The sequence below is a fragment of the Collinsella aerofaciens genome (assembly GCF_001405375.1).
In the GTDB taxonomy this organism is placed as follows: domain Bacteria; phylum Actinomycetota; class Coriobacteriia; order Coriobacteriales; family Coriobacteriaceae; genus Collinsella; species Collinsella aerofaciens_F.
The window spans coordinates 13,769-28,658 of sequence record NZ_CYYP01000013.1 but is presented as its reverse complement, the minus strand read 5'-3'; the positions used below and the strand labels follow the sequence as shown (position 1 = coordinate 28,658).

General features: G+C 62.1%; 15 protein-coding genes. 12 read left to right on the top strand and 3 right to left on the bottom strand.

Features of this window, described 5'->3' with window-relative positions; all coding sequences use genetic code 11:
• The first annotated feature begins 52 nt into the window (after positions 1–52).
• The 3 genes from ARB25_RS07385 to ARB25_RS07375 all read left to right on the top strand — a co-directional run bounded on the left by ARB25_RS07385 (position 53) and on the right by ARB25_RS07375 (position 2,995).
• Entirely contained in the window at positions 53–1,396 is a 1,344-nt protein-coding gene (locus ARB25_RS07385; protein ID WP_055287031.1) for a 6-phospho-alpha-glucosidase, read from the top strand.
• 127 nt (positions 1,397–1,523) lie between these two features.
• Complete coding sequence (gene ychF, locus ARB25_RS07380; protein ID WP_035136922.1) at positions 1,524–2,600, top strand: redox-regulated ATPase YchF; 1,077 nt, start codon at positions 1,524–1,526, stop codon at positions 2,598–2,600.
• Between the two features lie 11 nt (positions 2,601–2,611).
• Positions 2,612–2,995, top strand: coding sequence for a DUF1648 domain-containing protein (locus ARB25_RS07375; protein WP_055287029.1), 384 nt, complete (start codon positions 2,612–2,614; stop codon positions 2,993–2,995).
• A gap of 9 nt (positions 2,996–3,004) precedes the next feature.
• On the opposite strand, the gene ARB25_RS07370 is transcribed toward ARB25_RS07375, so the two are convergent.
• On the bottom strand, positions 3,005–3,394 hold the full coding sequence (locus ARB25_RS07370; RefSeq protein WP_055287027.1) for a hypothetical protein: 390 nt from the start codon (positions 3,392–3,394) through the stop codon (positions 3,005–3,007).
• Positions 3,395–3,470: 76 nt separating this feature from the next.
• Between ARB25_RS07370 and ARB25_RS10395 the strand changes: the two genes are divergently transcribed.
• Positions 3,471–3,689 (top strand): helix-turn-helix domain-containing protein, encoded by a 219-nt coding sequence (locus ARB25_RS10395; RefSeq protein ID WP_055287025.1) that lies wholly within the window; start codon positions 3,471–3,473, stop codon positions 3,687–3,689.
• A 21-nt stretch (positions 3,690–3,710) separates the two neighbouring features.
• Here ARB25_RS10395 and ARB25_RS07360 read toward each other — a convergent pair whose 3' ends face one another.
• Positions 3,711–4,724 carry an asparaginase gene (locus ARB25_RS07360; RefSeq protein ID WP_055287023.1) on the bottom strand — a complete coding sequence of 338 codons (1,014 nt, stop codon included), beginning with the start codon at positions 4,722–4,724 and terminating at the stop codon, positions 3,711–3,713.
• Positions 4,725–4,991: 267 nt separating this feature from the next.
• Here ARB25_RS07360 and guaA point away from each other — a divergent pair, with 267 nt between their 5' ends.
• The gene (gene guaA, locus ARB25_RS07355; protein ID WP_055287021.1) at positions 4,992–6,590 is read left to right on the top strand and encodes a glutamine-hydrolyzing GMP synthase; all 1,599 of its coding nucleotides are present in this window, start codon (positions 4,992–4,994) and stop codon (positions 6,588–6,590) included.
• 257 nt (positions 6,591–6,847) lie between these two features.
• On the opposite strand, the gene ARB25_RS07350 is transcribed toward guaA, so the two are convergent.
• The gene (locus ARB25_RS07350) at positions 6,848–7,318 is read right to left on the bottom strand and encodes a hypothetical protein (protein ID WP_156327708.1); all 471 of its coding nucleotides are present in this window, start codon (positions 7,316–7,318) and stop codon (positions 6,848–6,850) included.
• A gap of 14 nt (positions 7,319–7,332) precedes the next feature.
• On the opposite strand from ARB25_RS07350, the gene ARB25_RS07345 reads away from it, so the two are divergent.
• The 7 genes from ARB25_RS07345 to ARB25_RS07315 all read left to right on the top strand — a co-directional run bounded on the left by ARB25_RS07345 (position 7,333) and on the right by ARB25_RS07315 (position 14,828).
• A complete protein-coding gene (locus ARB25_RS07345) occupies positions 7,333–10,074 on the top strand; it encodes a PRD domain-containing protein (protein ID WP_055287017.1) in 2,742 nt (913 codons plus the stop codon).
• Between the two features lie 123 nt (positions 10,075–10,197).
• Positions 10,198–10,671, top strand: coding sequence for a PTS sugar transporter subunit IIB (locus ARB25_RS07340; protein ID WP_055287016.1), 474 nt, complete (start codon positions 10,198–10,200; stop codon positions 10,669–10,671).
• A 9-nt stretch (positions 10,672–10,680) separates the two neighbouring features.
• The gene (locus tag ARB25_RS07335; protein WP_055287014.1) at positions 10,681–11,466 is read left to right on the top strand and encodes a PTS mannose/fructose/sorbose/N-acetylgalactosamine transporter subunit IIC; all 786 of its coding nucleotides are present in this window, start codon (positions 10,681–10,683) and stop codon (positions 11,464–11,466) included.
• 2 nt (positions 11,467–11,468) lie between these two features.
• Positions 11,469–12,302 (top strand): PTS system mannose/fructose/sorbose family transporter subunit IID, encoded by an 834-nt coding sequence (locus ARB25_RS07330; protein ID WP_055287013.1) that lies wholly within the window; start codon positions 11,469–11,471, stop codon positions 12,300–12,302.
• Positions 12,303–12,328: 26 nt separating this feature from the next.
• The gene (locus ARB25_RS07325) at positions 12,329–12,727 is read left to right on the top strand and encodes a PTS sugar transporter subunit IIA (RefSeq protein WP_055287011.1); all 399 of its coding nucleotides are present in this window, start codon (positions 12,329–12,331) and stop codon (positions 12,725–12,727) included.
• A gap of 12 nt (positions 12,728–12,739) precedes the next feature.
• Positions 12,740–13,864, top strand: coding sequence for a glycoside hydrolase family 172 protein (locus tag ARB25_RS07320; protein ID WP_172676343.1), 1,125 nt, complete (start codon positions 12,740–12,742; stop codon positions 13,862–13,864).
• Positions 13,865–13,943: 79 nt separating this feature from the next.
• Complete coding sequence (locus ARB25_RS07315) at positions 13,944–14,828, top strand: ROK family protein (protein ID WP_216595133.1); 885 nt, start codon at positions 13,944–13,946, stop codon at positions 14,826–14,828.
• Positions 14,829–14,890: the final 62 nt, after the last annotated feature.

Genomic DNA, 14,890 nt, shown 5'->3' with positions numbered 1-14,890 from the left:
AAGGCCGCGTGCGGGGACGGATTGAGCAAGCGGCCAGAATGAGGAGGACATCATGTCCAAGAAAAACTATGCCGTGACCATTGCCGGCGGTGGCTCTACCTTCACTCCGGGCATCGCTCTGATGCTGCTTGAGGAGCGCGACCGCTTCCCGGTCAACAAGGTGACCTTCTACGACAACAACGCCGAGCGCCAGGAGATCGTGGCAAAGGCCTGCGAGATCTACTTCCACGAGAACGCTCCCGAGGTTGAGTTCAACTACACCACCGACCCCGAAACCGCATTCACCGGGACCGACTTCGTTCTTGCTCACATCCGCGTCGGCCTGTACGCCATGCGTGAGCTCGACGAGAAGATTCCTCTCAAGTACGGCTGCGTTGGCCAAGAGACCTGCGGTGCCGGCGGTATCGCCTACGGCATGCGCTCCATCGGTGGTGTCATCGAGATCCTCGACTACATGGAGAAGTACAGCCCCAACGCCTGGATGCTCAACTACTCCAACCCCGCGGCCATCGTCGCCGAGGCCTGCCGCGTGCTGCGCCCCAACAGCCGCATCATCAACATCTGCGACATGCCGATCGACCTTATGGATAAGATGAGCCGTATGTGCGGCATCAAGGATCGTCGCGAGCTGCAGTATAGCTACTACGGCCTCAACCACTTTGGTTGGTGGAGCAAAATCTACGACAAGGAGGGCAACGACCTCATGCCGCAGATTAAGGAGCACATGGCTAAGAACGGCTACCTGGACGGCATCGAGCACGAGGCCGGTAAGGAGCAGCATGTCGAGGAGAGCTGGATTCACACCTTCGGCAAGGCCAAGGATGTCTATGCTGTCGATCCCGAGACGATTCCCAATACCTACCTCAAGTATTACCTGTACCCGGACTATGTCGTCGAGACGTCTGACCCCAACTACACTCGCGCCAATGAGGTTATGGACGGCCGCGAGAAGAAGGTCTTTGGCGCTTGCCGCGACATCATTGCCAAGGGTACTGCCAAGGACGGCGGCTTTGAGCCGGATGTACATGCCAACTACATCGTCGACCTTGCCTGCGCACTGGCCGAGAACACGCTCGAGCGCTTCCTGCTGATCGTCCCCAACGATGGCGCTGTGCCCAACTTCGACCCGACGGCCATGGTCGAGGTGCCTTGCATCGTCGGTTCCAACGGCTTTGAGAAGATCTGCCAGGGCCCGATTCCGCAGTTCCAGAAGGGCCTGATGGAGCAGCAGGTTTCCGTCGAGAAGCTCGTTGTCCAGGCTTGGGTCGAGGGCAGCTACCAGAAGCTCTGGCAGGCACTCACGCTCTCCAAGACCATTCCTTCGGCGAGCGTTGCCAAGCAGATCCTGGACGAGCTCATCGAGGCCAACAAGGATTTCTGGCCCGAGCTTAAGTAAGGACTACTGTCTCGAACCCTCACGCATCTCTGCTTCATTTGCGCCGCCGCGGTGTCCGGATTCGCCCGGATGCTGCGGCGGCGCTATACTTATGCAGTTTGAAGTACCTGTACCAAAAGGAGCTGTCGTGTCCCTTTCCATCGGTATCGTGGGCCTGCCCAACGTGGGCAAGTCGACGCTGTTCACCGCGCTTACCAAAAAGACCGGCCTTGCCGCCAACTACCCGTTCGCCACGATCGACCCCAACGTGGGTATCGTCGATGTGCCCGATAGCCGCCTGCAAAAGCTTGCCGACATCGTCAACCCAGGCCGCATTGTGCCGGCTACGGTCGAGTTTGTCGACATCGCGGGCCTGGTGAAGGGTGCCAACGAGGGCGAGGGCCTGGGCAACCAGTTTTTGGCAAACATTCGCGAGACCGATGCCATCTGCGAGGTCGTGCGTTACTTTAAGGACCCCAACGTCATGCGTGAGGTGGGCCGCACGGGCGAGTTCGTCGATCCCGCCGGCGACGCCGACACCATCATGACCGAGCTCATCCTGGCCGACATGGGCACGCTCGAGAAGCAGCTGCCCAAGCTCGAGAAGGAGGCCAAGCGCGACAAGGAGCTCATGCCCAAGTTCGAGGTGGCCAAGCGTCTGCTTGCTTGGCTCAACGAGGGCAAGCGCGCCGCGTCCATGGAGATGACCGACGAGGAGCGTGCCGCCGCCAAGGGCCTGTTCCTGCTCACCATGAAGCCCATCCTGTATGTGGCCAACGTGGACGAGGATATGCTCAACGACGATCTGGCGCCCATCGACGGCGTCAAGCCGCTGCCTATCTGCGCCAAGATCGAGGCCGAGCTTTCCGAGCTCGATCCCGAGGACGCCGCCGACTACCTGGAGAGCCTGGGCCTGGAGCAGCCCGGCCTGGACGTGCTCGCTCAGGCTGCCTACAAGCTGCTCGGCCTGCAGTCGTTCTTTACGGCCGGCGAGATGGAGGTCAAGGCCTGGACGGTGCGTCAGGGCGCGACCGCCCCGCAGGCCGCCGGTGTCATCCACACCGACTTTGAGCGCGGCTTTATTAAGGCCGAGGTCATTGGCTATGACGACTACATCGAGCTCGGCGGCGAGCAGGGTGCCAAGGCCGCCGGCAAGCTGCGTATTGAGGGCAAGGACTATGTCATGGCCGATGGCGACGTCGTGCACTTCCGCTTTAACGTGTAAGGACGACGCGCATGTTCAAATATGGCAAAAAAGCCGGCTACATGGGCGTCGCGCTGCTGGTGCTTGCGGTGCTTCCGCTGGTGGTCGCAGCGTTTGTAATCCCCAACATTGGCCCCGAGGTGGCAACGAAGTTTAACGCAGCCGGCGAGGTGACGCGCTGGGGCAAGAGCTACGAGCTGCTGGCGCTTCCGGTGCTCAATTTGCTGCTGAGCGTGGCAACGTACTTTACGGCGGGACGCCAGGCCAAGAACAATGATGACTCCGCCGCCATGGCGCGCATCGTGTGCGAGCGCTACCTGCGCAACGGTTGCATCACGGGTGTGTTCCTCAACGTGATCAACGTTTACTTTATGTACTCGGCGATTACCGGAACGGGTTTTGGCTTTGGTTTCTAGCTTGTCCTTTTAAGCAACGAGCCTGCACGCATATTCAATGGCTGCTGCGAGGCCGCCGCTCGATCGTGGTTTAAAGACCATGTCGGCGGCGGCTTCGTTTTCGTATCCGGCGCCGCGAAGGGCGAGTGCTATGCCGGCTTCTAAAAGGAGCGGCAGGCCGCGTTGGCTGGTTGCGATTACGGCAGCCTGATTGAGCGAGCAGCCGTGCGTTTGGCATTGAATGGCAAGTTCACCTTGCGCCGGGCAAGGGACCAGAACGGCGACGACGCGACTTGATAGCAATGCAAATGCTGTGCGCTCATCGGGCGAAAGGCATTCTGCTTCAACGACGACGAGCTTGGGCGGTGCGCTGTTTGTGCGAAGCGTGGCTCGGTACATGCGGACCGAAGAACCCGACATAGAAAACTCCTGTGTATTCGGCAAAACGTAAACTATAGTTTACGTTTATGCTCGGCCCCATTTCAAACTCGTCTGCATGGACGAACGTGCGAAACAGATTCTTGGCAGGCGGGTCGAAGAGACACGCAGGGACCTTGGTATCTCCAAGGTCGATTTTTGTGTGGCGACAGGAATCAGCCGACCCTATCTCGACCGAATCGAAGACGGGACGGCAAATTTCACGCTCAAGGTTCTATTTAAGATCGCGCCCGCACTCGGCATGACGGTGTCAGAGCTTCTCGAGGGTATCGGATAGAAGATGCCTATTGACCGGTGGTTACACCATCGGGATACGGTCGTGGTTGACTTGGCTGTAGAACAGGCGCTGAATCTCGGCGGCATCGCGTGACTGGCCGAGTGCCCACATGGTCTTGGCCACGAGCGTCTCGGTGGTCATGTCATCGCCACGCAGAATGCCCGGATGATCGGCGTAAGCACGGCCGACCTCATAAACACCCAGGTCGAGGCCCTCTTCTGGGACCTGCGTGGTCATAACGACGGTGCGACCCGAATCGACCCAGCGGAAAATCGCCTCCTGGAATGACTCGCCGGACTCGCCAAATTCGGGAATACCGCCAATGCCAAAGGTCTCCAGGATTACAGCATCGTAGCTATCGGCAAGGGCATCGAGGATGCCCGGGTTTACGCCGGGCGTAAGCTTGAGTACAAATACGCGCGGGTCGATGCTGTCGTAGAAACGCACCGGGTTTTCGCCCTGATGCGTGCCGTGAAGCCCGTTGCGCACGATGCGGTCGTTGCGGATGTAGGCAATGGGCGGATAGTTGACGCTAATGAACGCATTAAAGCTCATGGTGCGCTGCTTGCGGGCGCGCGTGCCGGCAATGGCGACGCCGCCAAATACAATCGACACATCGTGTGAATGCTCGTCGAGCGCATAGAGCAGGCTCTGGTACAGATTGAGCTTGGCGTCGGTAAAGGGGTTGCCCATAGGCTTTTGCGAGCCGGTGAGCACGATGGGCTTGGGGCTGTCCTGAATCAGATAGGAAAGCGCCGCCGCGGTGTAGCTCATGGTGTCGGTGCCGTGCAGAATCACGAAGCCGTCGTGGTCGGCATAACCCTCGACGATGACGTCGCGGATACGCATCCAGTCACTGGGGCGCATATTGGTGCTGTCGATGTTCATGGGCTGCACCACGTCGAGCTCGCAGAGGCCCGAGATCTCGGGAACGCTCTGGGCGAGCTCCTCACCGGTCAGGGCGGGGGAGAGGCCGTTGCCGTCCTCGGTCGATGCGATGGTGCCGCCCGTGGCGATGAGAAGGATGCGCTTCATGCTGATATTCCTATCGTATTTGCCGCCACAGAGGCGGAGTCGTTCGGCAGTATTGTGGCACAGGGCGTCCAATGTTCAAACGTATTACATCATCTGCAACGTTTGGTAACACTTCAATTGCCGTCAAATAGGGGCCCAGGTCGTGCGTTTGCCGTGCGCTGGCGGCTGCGAGGGACGAGAAACCCCATATAACGTGTACACTATGGAAGTTATTCTCGTTTATTCGCGCGGGTGGGCACCGGCTCCCCGCCAACAAGAGGGGGAACCATGGATCAAAAGGCTTCCGCAAAGGTCCTCGTACTCGACTTTGGTGCGCAGTACGGTCAGCTCATTGCCCGTCGCGTCCGCGACCTCAACGTGTATTCCGAGATTGTCCCCTGCGACATCTCGGCCGACGAGATTCGCGAGATGAACGCCTCCGCGCTCATCCTTTCCGGCGGCCCGGCCTCTGTGTATGCCGAGGACGCTCCGTCTATCGACCCCGCCATCTTTGACCTGGGCCTTCCCGTCCTGGGCTTTTGCTACGGCCATCAGATCACGGCCGTGACGCTCGGCGGCAAGGTCGGCCACTCCGAGGTGGGCGAGTACGGCCGCGCCACCATCACGCGCACTGCCGGCGCCAAGCTCTTTAACTCCACGCCCATGGAGCAGACCGTGTGGATGAGCCACCGCGACGCCGTTTCCGAGGTGCCCGAGGGCTTTACCGTCACCGCCAGCACCGACGTGTGCCCGGTTGCTGCGATGGAGTGCCCCGAGCGCAAGATCTTCACCACGCAGTTCCACCCCGAGGTCAAGCACTCCGAGTACGGTCAGCAGCTGCTGAGCAACTTCCTGTTTGAGATCTGCGGTCTGGAGCCCAACTGGAGCATGGACGACCTGGTCGAGACCATGACGGCCGAGTTCCGCGAGAAGGTCGGCAACGACCGCGTGATTCTGGCCCTGTCCGGCGGCGTCGACTCCTCCGTCGTGGCTGCGCTGGGTGCCCGCGCCGTGGGCAAGCAGATGACCTGCGTGTTCATCAACCACGGCCTGCTGCGCAAGGGTGAGCCCGAGCAGGTGGAGGAGGTCTTCACCAAGCAGTTTGACGTTGACTTTATCCACGTCCACGCCGAGGACCGTTATGCCGAGCTTCTGGCCGGCGTGACCGAGCCCGAGGAGAAGCGCCGCATCATCGGTACGCAGTTCTGGAAAGAGTTCTTCGCCGTGGCGCAGCAGCTCGAGACCGATGGCAAGCCGGTCAAGTATCTGGCTCAGGGCACCATCTACCCCGACATCATCGAGTCTGGCGCTCGCAAGACGGGCGGCAAGACGGCCACCATCAAGAGCCATCACAACCTGATCCCGTTCCCCGAGGGCGTGCACTTCGACCTTATTGAGCCGCTCGACCACTTCTTTAAGGACGAGGTCCGCGCGCTTGGTTTGGCGCTCGGCCTGCCGGCTCACATCGTGTTCCGTCAGCCCTTCCCGGGCCCGGGTCTGGCCATCCGCATCATCGGCGCGGTCGACAAGGAGAAGCTCGAGATCCTCAAGAACGCCGACGCTATCGTGCGCGAGGAGCTCGATGCCTACAACCAGCGCCTGTTTGAGCAGACCGGTGAGCGCAACTCCGAGCACAGCTGCTGGCAGTATTTCGCGGTCCTGCCCGACATCAAGTCCGTCGGCGTTATGGGCGACGAGCGCACCTACCAGCGCCCGATTATCCTGCGCGCCGTCGAGTCCAGCGATGCCATGACCGCCGACTGGGCCAAGCTGCCCTACGATGTCCTGGCCCGCATCTCCGGCCGCATCGTAGCCGAAGTTCCCGGCGCCAACCGCGTGTGCTACGACATCACGTCCAAGCCGCCCGCGACGATCGAGTGGGAGTAAACGATATTCGTTGATTTCAAGCCTCTGACCTGCGAAAACAGGTCGGGGGCTTCTTATTTTGCAACCTCTGTGCAACCTTTGCGGTTTCGCGCCCCGTGAACAGGGGACGTAGCACTGTTCACGTCTGGGCCCATATCCGCACCGATCATTGCCCGCGCTGCTTCTGCTTGCGCTTCAGCTTCCGCTGCTCGAGGCACGTCGCCCGGTGTTCCTCGCCAGAGGAGAGCTGGCCGTTCCTTGCGAAACCGCGAGGCCACCTATATCCGCTTGCTGCGGGCTTGCTTGAACCAGTTCCTTTTGAAAGAGCCTATACCTCCGAAGAACTTGTTGTACGTCTCACCGTCCTCCTTGGCCTCGTACTTGACCAAGGCAAGTTCGATAGTACAGAGGTAATCCGCCACTTGCTCGAGGCGGTAGTCGGTCATCGAGGTCTTGCGGCGTCGGACGACCCCTTTTGAGAGGACCTTGCCCACCGAGTCGTCTCGCCCGCGGAACAGAAGGAGCGCATCCTCGCGACCTTCGGCGACCTGTGCTGCGAGATGGAGGGCTGCACCATCGTGCAGGGCCCTTTCCAAAGCGAAGTGTCGAGCCGAAGTGTTGAGCGTCGGCCCTGAATGTTCAATGGCCGTTGTTTTCTGCCCCTCAAGTGGTGAACTTCTCCTCGGGGCTGTTGATTCCCCCACGCGCCCCCTTCCGTTCTCTGTGTTCCCCTTATACTCCTTGTACAAGGAGGTAAGAAGTCATGGACAAGACCGCACAGGACAGCTTGGCAAAGAAGCCCGTCGACATGAGGGACAGGATTCTCGAGCATCTCGAGGCCCTCACCTCTGCCGTCTCGCTCGACGACCTTGCCCGTCTGTCCACCTCCGACATCGCCGAGACGCTCATCATCTCCAGGAGTCTGGCGAGCCAGTACCTCAACGACCTTGTTCGCGCCGGCCTTGTGGTTAAGGTGGCGGGCAGGCCTGTCCGTTATTTTCATCGCCGCGCGTTCCAGAAGCGTTTTCAGGTAAAGCTCTCTGCAAGCGAGTACGCCTCGCTCGCCGACCTCATCCAGGCGACGGGAATCGCCGATCACCGTGACTTCGCGCGTGCCGTGGGCTTTGACCTGAGCCTCAGCTCCGTTGTCGAGCAGTGCAAGGCTGCGGTTCAGTACCCTCCGTTCGGCCTGCCCATCCTCTTGAGCGGCGGCGTGGGTGTCGGCAAGTCTTTCCTTTCTCGTCTTGTGTACGAGTACGGTAAGAACCAGGGCTTGCTGCCCCGCGACTCCTCCTATGTGCGCATCGACTGCGCCGGGGTCCCGGACGCCGCCTCGTTCAACGGGCTTCTTGACGAGTCGATCGCGAAATCGCGCGGGGGTGTGGTTTTTGTCAACGGCATCGAGGCACTCTCTCCCTCTGCGATGGAGCACTGCCTTGCGACGGCCCTCGGGCTCGATGCCTCCCAGGATGCGCCGCGCGCTCGCCTCGTTCTTTCGACGACGCTTTCCGCCGATGACCTGAAGGTTTCCTCGGCCTACAGCAAAATGCCCATCTGTGCCCGCGTCCCCTCACTCAAGGAGCGGACCCCCGAGGAGCGCGAGGATCTCATCTTGAGCTTCCTGCGCAGCGAGGGGTGCCGAATCGGTTCTGATGTGAAGATTAGCCGCGGCGCATACCGTTGTCTCGTGAACGCGGACTTTTCCGATAACATCGCCGGCTTGCGCGCCTGCGTGACGAACTGCTGCGCCAAAGCGTTCCTCAATCGCGAGGGCGACTACGTCGTCGTTCGCCCGTATCTTCTTCCCAGCGGGCTCCTCTCCTCCGCGCAGATCGATCAACAGCCCGATGATGGCGTTCTGATCGACGCGTCCCTGGATGCCGCCGAGAGCACAGGGCCGGTCGAGCAGGCGCTCGATGCCCTGTGCTCTCTCGATGAGCGATTCTGCGCCGGGGAGCTCTCTGTCTCCGAGCTCGTCTCGCAAGCTGTCTCCGCTGTGCGCGGCGTTGAGGATCACTTGATCTTCGGCCGCGGCGTTACCTCCTCGAGGTCGCGCGCCTTCGAGCGCATCGTGGGCGCGGTCCTTGCCGACGCAGGCTCTTCTTATGGCATCGAGCTTTCGAGGAAGGTCGCTTTTCTACTGGCCCAGGAGATTTGCCTGCAGTTGTGGCCGGGCATCGGCCTGGCTAAGCGAAAGTCTGCCTGTGCGGAGCAAATCTCCCATCTCCTCGGTGCCGTGACCTCCGAATTACCGTTTGCCTCGAGCGTCTCCGATCAGGTCGCCGCAGACGTGGAAGGGGCGCTGGGAATCTCGCTCGATCACTTCACGAAGACGCTTCTGACGCTGTGCGTCGCATCGGAGTCTCGCGATGCGAAGGCCCTTCGGACGCTCTGCGTCATCTTGTCCCACGGCTACTCAACGGCGACGAGCATCGCCGACGCGGCGAACCGTATGCTCGGCATGCATGTGTACGAGGCTGTCGACATGCCCTACGACCAGCAGCTGAAGGACATCGTCGGTCCGCTCCAGCGCCTCGTCGACCGCCATTCCTACTGCACCGGGGTCGTGTTCCTCGTCGACATGGGCTCCTTGGAGGAGGCCTATAAGGCCCTCGAGAACGTTACCGACTCCACTATCGGCGTGGTGAACAACGTCTCTACCGGTCTTGCGCTCGAGATCGGGGTCGGGCTGCTCGGCGGCAAGTCCATCGCCGAGGTTCTTGGCGATGCGACCGCCGCGTGCGTGACGCACTGCAAGGTGATCGAGCGCGTCAACCGTGAGGACGCCATCGTCTTCTGCTCCGAGTCCGGGGTCGACGCCGCGGAGAGGATACGCCAGCTCGTCTCGCAGAGCCTCCCGCGCACCATAGGCGCGCGCCTGCTCACGAGGCCCTTCAAGCAGCTCGTCGCGAACGGGTCGAATGACGCCGTTTTCTCCGAGCACCGCGTCTGCGCCGTCATCGGCACGGGAGACCCCGGGGTCGCCTCCGTCCCCTTCGTCGCCCTCGAGGACATCATGTCGACGGCGTCCGCCTCTAAGGTTGATGCCGTGTTCGGCAGGTGGCTTGACGCTTCCGAGCTCTCTTCTTTCCACGAGAAGCTGCTCTCGAACATGACGCTGCAGAACGTCATCCGCTCCATCACCATCCTCGACCCGGAGCGGCTATTCCACGAGATCGAGAGCGCCGTGCACGAGCTTCAGCGCAGGACAGGCGAGAAGATCGGCAGCAACGCCATCATTGGGCTCTACGTCCACCTCTGCTGTCTCGTCGAGCGCCTTGTTACCAGAAACCCCATTGAGACCTACGTTGGCCAGGACCGCTTCGAGGAGGAGCGTGCCGATTTCATCGAGTCCTTCAGGCAGAGCTTCTCGAGCATCTCGACGCGCTATCGCGTAGAGGTTCCCGTAAGCGAGATCGCATATGTCTTCGACTACATAAGCGTGAGCGCCGCCCCGGCGCGAGAAGAGCGCCTCGGCTCCTCGGACCTCCTGCTCGACGAGTGACCTTCCCCGCGCCGCCGCAAGCTGACTGCGCGTCCTCAATAATCCGATAACCCCTTGCCCGGCGCGAATCCGGATAGCGCCGAGGCAGTACCGAACGTAAAACTTCATTTGATAGGAGCAAACATGAGTGTTGTTATGGCACGAATCGACAATCGCCTGCTTCACGGCATCATCGTGACGCAGTGGGCCCCGGTGTCGGGCGCGACCCGAGTCATGGTCATCGACGACAAGGTCGCCGGCGACGAGGTCCTGAAGTCCACTATGAGGATGGCGCGCCCCGCGGGCATGGCCGTCTCGATCATCTCCGAGCAGACCGCGCTCAAGAACTTCGCGGCGGGCAAGTACGACCGCGAGAAGGTCTTTGTCATCGCCAAGGAGCCCGAGACGATCCTTCACCTGGTCGAGTCGGGCATCGAGCTCCCGTCGCTGATCGTCGGCGGCTCGCTCGTCAAGGAGGGCGGCGTCCAGCTCACCCAGCGCGCCTATGCCTCCGCCGAGAACGTCCAGAGCTACAAGGCGCTCATCGCCCGCGGCGTCAAGGTGACGGCACAGTTCGTGCCCGCCGACAAGCCCGTCTCCGTCGCCGACCTCATCTAAGGAGGGATCATGGTCAACTTCACTATCCTGCAGGTCGTCCTTTTGACCCTGCTGGCCTTCATCAAGCACGTGGACTACTACGGCATCCCGATGATCTTCGTCAACTATGCCGTCTTCTGGGGCCTTATCACCGGCGTCGTCATGGGCGACTGGCAGACCGGCCTCGTCATCGGCGGCACCATCCAGCTCATGCAGCTCGGCGTCGCGGGCTTCGGCGGCTCGTCGATTCCCGACTACGGCACGATGGCCATCATCGCCACCGCCTACGGCGTGACCCTGGGCGCGGACACGGGCCTCGCCATCGGCCTGCCGGTCGGCATGCTCGGCATCCAGCTCGACGTCATCGTCAAGATCCTCAACGGCTTCGTCGTCGAGAAGTCCCAGAAGTTCTGCAACGAGGGTAAGTTCAATCAGATGAACGCCATCCTGTGGGTCTGCCCCGCGCTCTTCGGCCTGTGCGCCGCCCTGCCCGTCTTTGTCTCCGTGACGCTCGGCCAGCCCGCCGTCAACTGGCTCCTCGAGGTCATGCCTCAGTGGTTCCTCTCCGGCCTCACCCTCGCCGGCAAGATGCTCCCGGCCATCGGTATCGCCATGCTGCTCCGCTACATGCCCACCGGCAAGTACTTCCAGTACCTGCTCGTCGGCTTCTTCCTCTCGGCCTTCCTGAACGTGCCCATCATCGGCGCCGCCATCGTCGGCGTTGCCCTCGCGATCGCGTTCTACCAGCGTGCCGAGAGGGACACCGAGCTCGCCGCCCACGCTTCCGCAGACGCCTTCATCGGAGAGGATGAGTAACCATGGAAAACGAGAACATCACCGCCGTCGCCGAGGGCAAGCCCTCCGGCTACAAGGTCACCAAGAAGGATCTGCGCAACGCGAACTGGCGCTGGCTCATGAGCGTGTGCACCTTCAACTACCAGACCCAGCAGGGCGCCTCAGTCGCCTACGCCCTCTCGCCGGTCCTGAGGAAGATCTACACGAACGACGAGGACTATAAGCAAGCGCTCAACAACCACTTCCGCTACTACAATACCCAGCCTTGGCTCGCCGCCATCATCCTTGGCGCCTGCGTGGCCATGGAGGAACGCGACGGCCTAGCGGCGGCGGACGCCGTCCAAGACCTGAAGATCGGCACCATGGGACCGCTCGCCGGCGTCGGCGACTCCCTGCTCATGACCATGATCCCGACCATCATGGGCTCCATCGCCGCCTACATGGCCATCGAGGGCAACCCCGTGGGAGCCGGCATCTGGTTCGCGCTCATCCTGGCCATCTTCTGGGTCCGCATGCACGCCCTCGAGTTCGGCTACAAGCAGGGCGTGAAGCTCGTCACCGACTTCAGCGAGAAGCTTCCCAACCTCACTGCCGCCGCCTCCGTGCTCGGCCTCACCGTGGTCGGCTGCCTCATCGCCTCGGTCATCGGCGTCACCTGCCCGATTAGCTTCAGCTTCGGCGACGTCTCGATGGAGATTCAGCCGCTGCTCGACAAGATCCTGCCTGCCATGATCCCCGCCGCCATCACGGGAAGCGCGTATTACCTTCTTACCAAGAAGAACGCGAGCATGACGGTCCTCATCCTCGTGGTGATCGTCCTCGCGATGGTCGCCTCCGCCGCTGGCATCCTCGCCTAGCTTCGACCCAAGAGATTGGTGAATCAATGAGAAAGATAGTTGTGGCGAGCCATTCCCTTCTCGCCCAGGGCTTCAAGGACACCCTCGAGTTCCTTACGGGTAAGAGCGACGCCGTCAACGCCGTGTGCGCCTACGTGAACGACAACGGCGAGGGGCTCGACGCGGCGGTCGAGGCGGCTCTTTCGGGCACTGACGAGGTCGTCGTCCTCACCGACGCGCTCGGCGGCAGCGTGAACCAGCGCTTCTCCCGCTTCGCCTCCGACCGGATCCACGTGATCGCGGGTGTCAACCTCCCGCTCGCCATGACGGTCGCGCTCGCGCGCCCCGACGAGAAACTCGACTTCGACGCCCTCGTCGACGAGGCGCGCCAGCAGATCGTCTACGTGAACGGTGCCAGTTCCGCCGAGTGCGAAGACGACGAATAGAGGAGGTCGACGATGAGAGAGTTCCTTAAGGACGTGTGGATGCACGGCGGTGAGGAAAGCCGCGCCATCACCCCCGAGAACATCACGGGCGAGAAGGGCCGTGCCGCCATGTCGGCCAGCCACCTCGGCGTCGGCCGCAAGGGCTCGTGCTGCGTGCCCCTTGAGTCCGGCGAGACCATCACGCTCGCGGACATCGAGGGCCCCGGCATCATCCGCCACATCTGGATGACCGTCCCCGACAAGACCGCCGCCGGCAGCTTCGTCATGCGCGACCTCGTGCTGCGCTTCTACTGGGACGACGAGGAGACCCCCTCGGTCGAGTGCCCTGTCGGCGACTTCTTCTGCAACGGCTTCGGTGAGCGCGCCATCGTCAACTCGATGCCCATCTGCGTGAACCCGACGGGCGGCATGAACTGCTACTTCGAGATGCCTTTCAGGAAGCACGCCAAGGTCACGCTTACGAGCGAGCACCCCGGGTTCATTAAGTACATCTTCTACACGTTCAACTACGCGCTCACCGACGTGCCAGACGACGCCATGTACTTCCACGCCCGTTTTAACCGCGAGCGCAGCACCCGCAGGGGCGTCGACTACACCGTGCTCGACGGCGTGCGCGGTAAGGGCTACTACGTCGGCACCTACATGGCCCTGTGCGCCCTGGAGCGCTATTGGTGGGGCGAGGGCGAGATGAAGTTCTTCCTCGACGGCGACGAGGAGTTCCCCACGGTCACCTCGACGGGAGCCGAGGACTACTTCGGCGGTGCCTGGGCCTTCCTCGACAGGCCGCCCCACGCGCTGCCCGAGGCGCAGTGCTTCAACACGCTGTTCGCCGGCTACCCGTACCGCTCGACGCGCGACGCCACGCGCGACCGCTTCAGCGCGGGCAAGCCGAACCCGAACCCGATGCTCGCGACCAACGACGACGCGCTGCCCAGGCACGGCCTCTACAGGTGGCACCTTCCCGACCCGATCTCGTTCAAGGAGGACCTGCGCGTGACGTTCCAGGACCTCGGCAACGACGACATCAAGCTCTACGAGCGCGAGGACGACATCTCCACCGTCGCCTACTGGTACCAAAGCGAGCCGCACGCCGTGCTCGCCCCGTTTGCCGCAAGGCAGGACCGCGTGCCCAGGTAGGGTCGCCTCGAAACAAGCCAACGTTATGGGCGCCCGCGGTTGACCATGACTGCGGGCGTCCCTTTGTAAGGAGGATCACATGAGCGAAAAGCAAATGAGGCTCGGCGCCCTCGAGGCCGGCGGGACCAAGATGGTCTGTGCCGTGGTGTCCGGCGACGGCGAGGTTCTCGACCGTATGGAGACCCCGACGCTTACGCCCGCCGAGACCGTCCCACAAATGGTCGAGTGGTTCACCGCCCGCGATGTGAACGCGTTGGGCATCGGCGCCTTCGGCCCGACCTGCGTCGACCCCAACGATGAGCGCTACGGTTCCATCCTCCAGACGCCCAAGCTCGCGTGGCGAGGCTATGGTCTTCGCGCCGCGTTCGCCGACGCCCTCGGGATTCCGGTGACCTACGACACGGACGTGAACGTTGCCTGCCTCGGCGAAGTGGTCTTCGGCTGCTGCAAGGGGCTCGAGGACGCCGTCTACGTGACCATCGGCACCGGCGTGGGCGCGGGCGTCATGTGCGCGGGCAGGCTCCTTCACGGCATGCTGCACCCCGAGGCCGGCCACATGCTGGTAAGGACCCGTCCCACCGAGGAGGGACGCTGCGTCTGCCCGAGCCACGCGAGCTGTCTCGAGGGCCTCGCCTCCGGCCCCGCCATCGCCGCGCGCTGGGGAAAGCCCGCGGCCGAGCTCGCGGACAACGCTGAGGTGTGGGCGCTCGAGGGGGATTATCTGGGGCAGATGTGCGCGAACCTCGTGCTCATGTACTCGCCTCGCCGTATCGTCCTCGGCGGCGGCGTGATGCACCAGGAGCAGCTCTACGGCATCGTCCGCAAGAAGACCCTCGAATATCTGGGTGGCTACATCCAGACCGCCGAGCTTAAGGACATAGAGAGCTACATCTGCGCTCCGGGCTGCGGCGGCGACCAAGGAATCCTTGGCGCGGCCGAGCTGGCAAGAAGGGCGCTCGCGTAACTTGCGCTCTCTCCGCCATACGACGCGTTAAGAAAAGACGAGCGCTTCTTGCCAATTGAGCG

Excerpts from the sequence above, each read along its gene's own strand:
- ARB25_RS07385 (WP_055287031.1), top strand. The coding sequence starts at position 53 with ATGTCCAAGAAAAACTATGCCGTGACCATTGCCGGCGGTGGCTCTACC.
- ARB25_RS07375 (WP_055287029.1), top strand. The coding sequence starts at position 2,612 with ATGTTCAAATATGGCAAAAAAGCCGGCTACATGGGCGTCGCGCTGCTG.
- ARB25_RS07370 (WP_055287027.1), bottom strand. The coding sequence starts at position 3,394 with ATGTCGGGTTCTTCGGTCCGCATGTACCGAGCCACGCTTCGCACAAAC.
- ARB25_RS10395 (WP_055287025.1), top strand. The coding sequence starts at position 3,471 with ATGGACGAACGTGCGAAACAGATTCTTGGCAGGCGGGTCGAAGAGACA.
- ARB25_RS07360 (WP_055287023.1), bottom strand. The coding sequence starts at position 4,724 with ATGAAGCGCATCCTTCTCATCGCCACGGGCGGCACCATCGCATCGACC.
- guaA (WP_055287021.1), top strand. The coding sequence starts at position 4,992 with ATGGATCAAAAGGCTTCCGCAAAGGTCCTCGTACTCGACTTTGGTGCG.
- ARB25_RS07345 (WP_055287017.1), top strand. The coding sequence starts at position 7,333 with ATGGACAAGACCGCACAGGACAGCTTGGCAAAGAAGCCCGTCGACATG.
- ARB25_RS07340 (WP_055287016.1), top strand. The coding sequence starts at position 10,198 with ATGAGTGTTGTTATGGCACGAATCGACAATCGCCTGCTTCACGGCATC.
- ARB25_RS07335 (WP_055287014.1), top strand. The coding sequence starts at position 10,681 with ATGGTCAACTTCACTATCCTGCAGGTCGTCCTTTTGACCCTGCTGGCC.
- ARB25_RS07330 (WP_055287013.1), top strand. The coding sequence starts at position 11,469 with ATGGAAAACGAGAACATCACCGCCGTCGCCGAGGGCAAGCCCTCCGGC.
- ARB25_RS07325 (WP_055287011.1), top strand. The coding sequence starts at position 12,329 with ATGAGAAAGATAGTTGTGGCGAGCCATTCCCTTCTCGCCCAGGGCTTC.
- ARB25_RS07320 (WP_172676343.1), top strand. The coding sequence starts at position 12,740 with ATGAGAGAGTTCCTTAAGGACGTGTGGATGCACGGCGGTGAGGAAAGC.
- ARB25_RS07315 (WP_216595133.1), top strand. The coding sequence starts at position 13,944 with ATGAGCGAAAAGCAAATGAGGCTCGGCGCCCTCGAGGCCGGCGGGACC.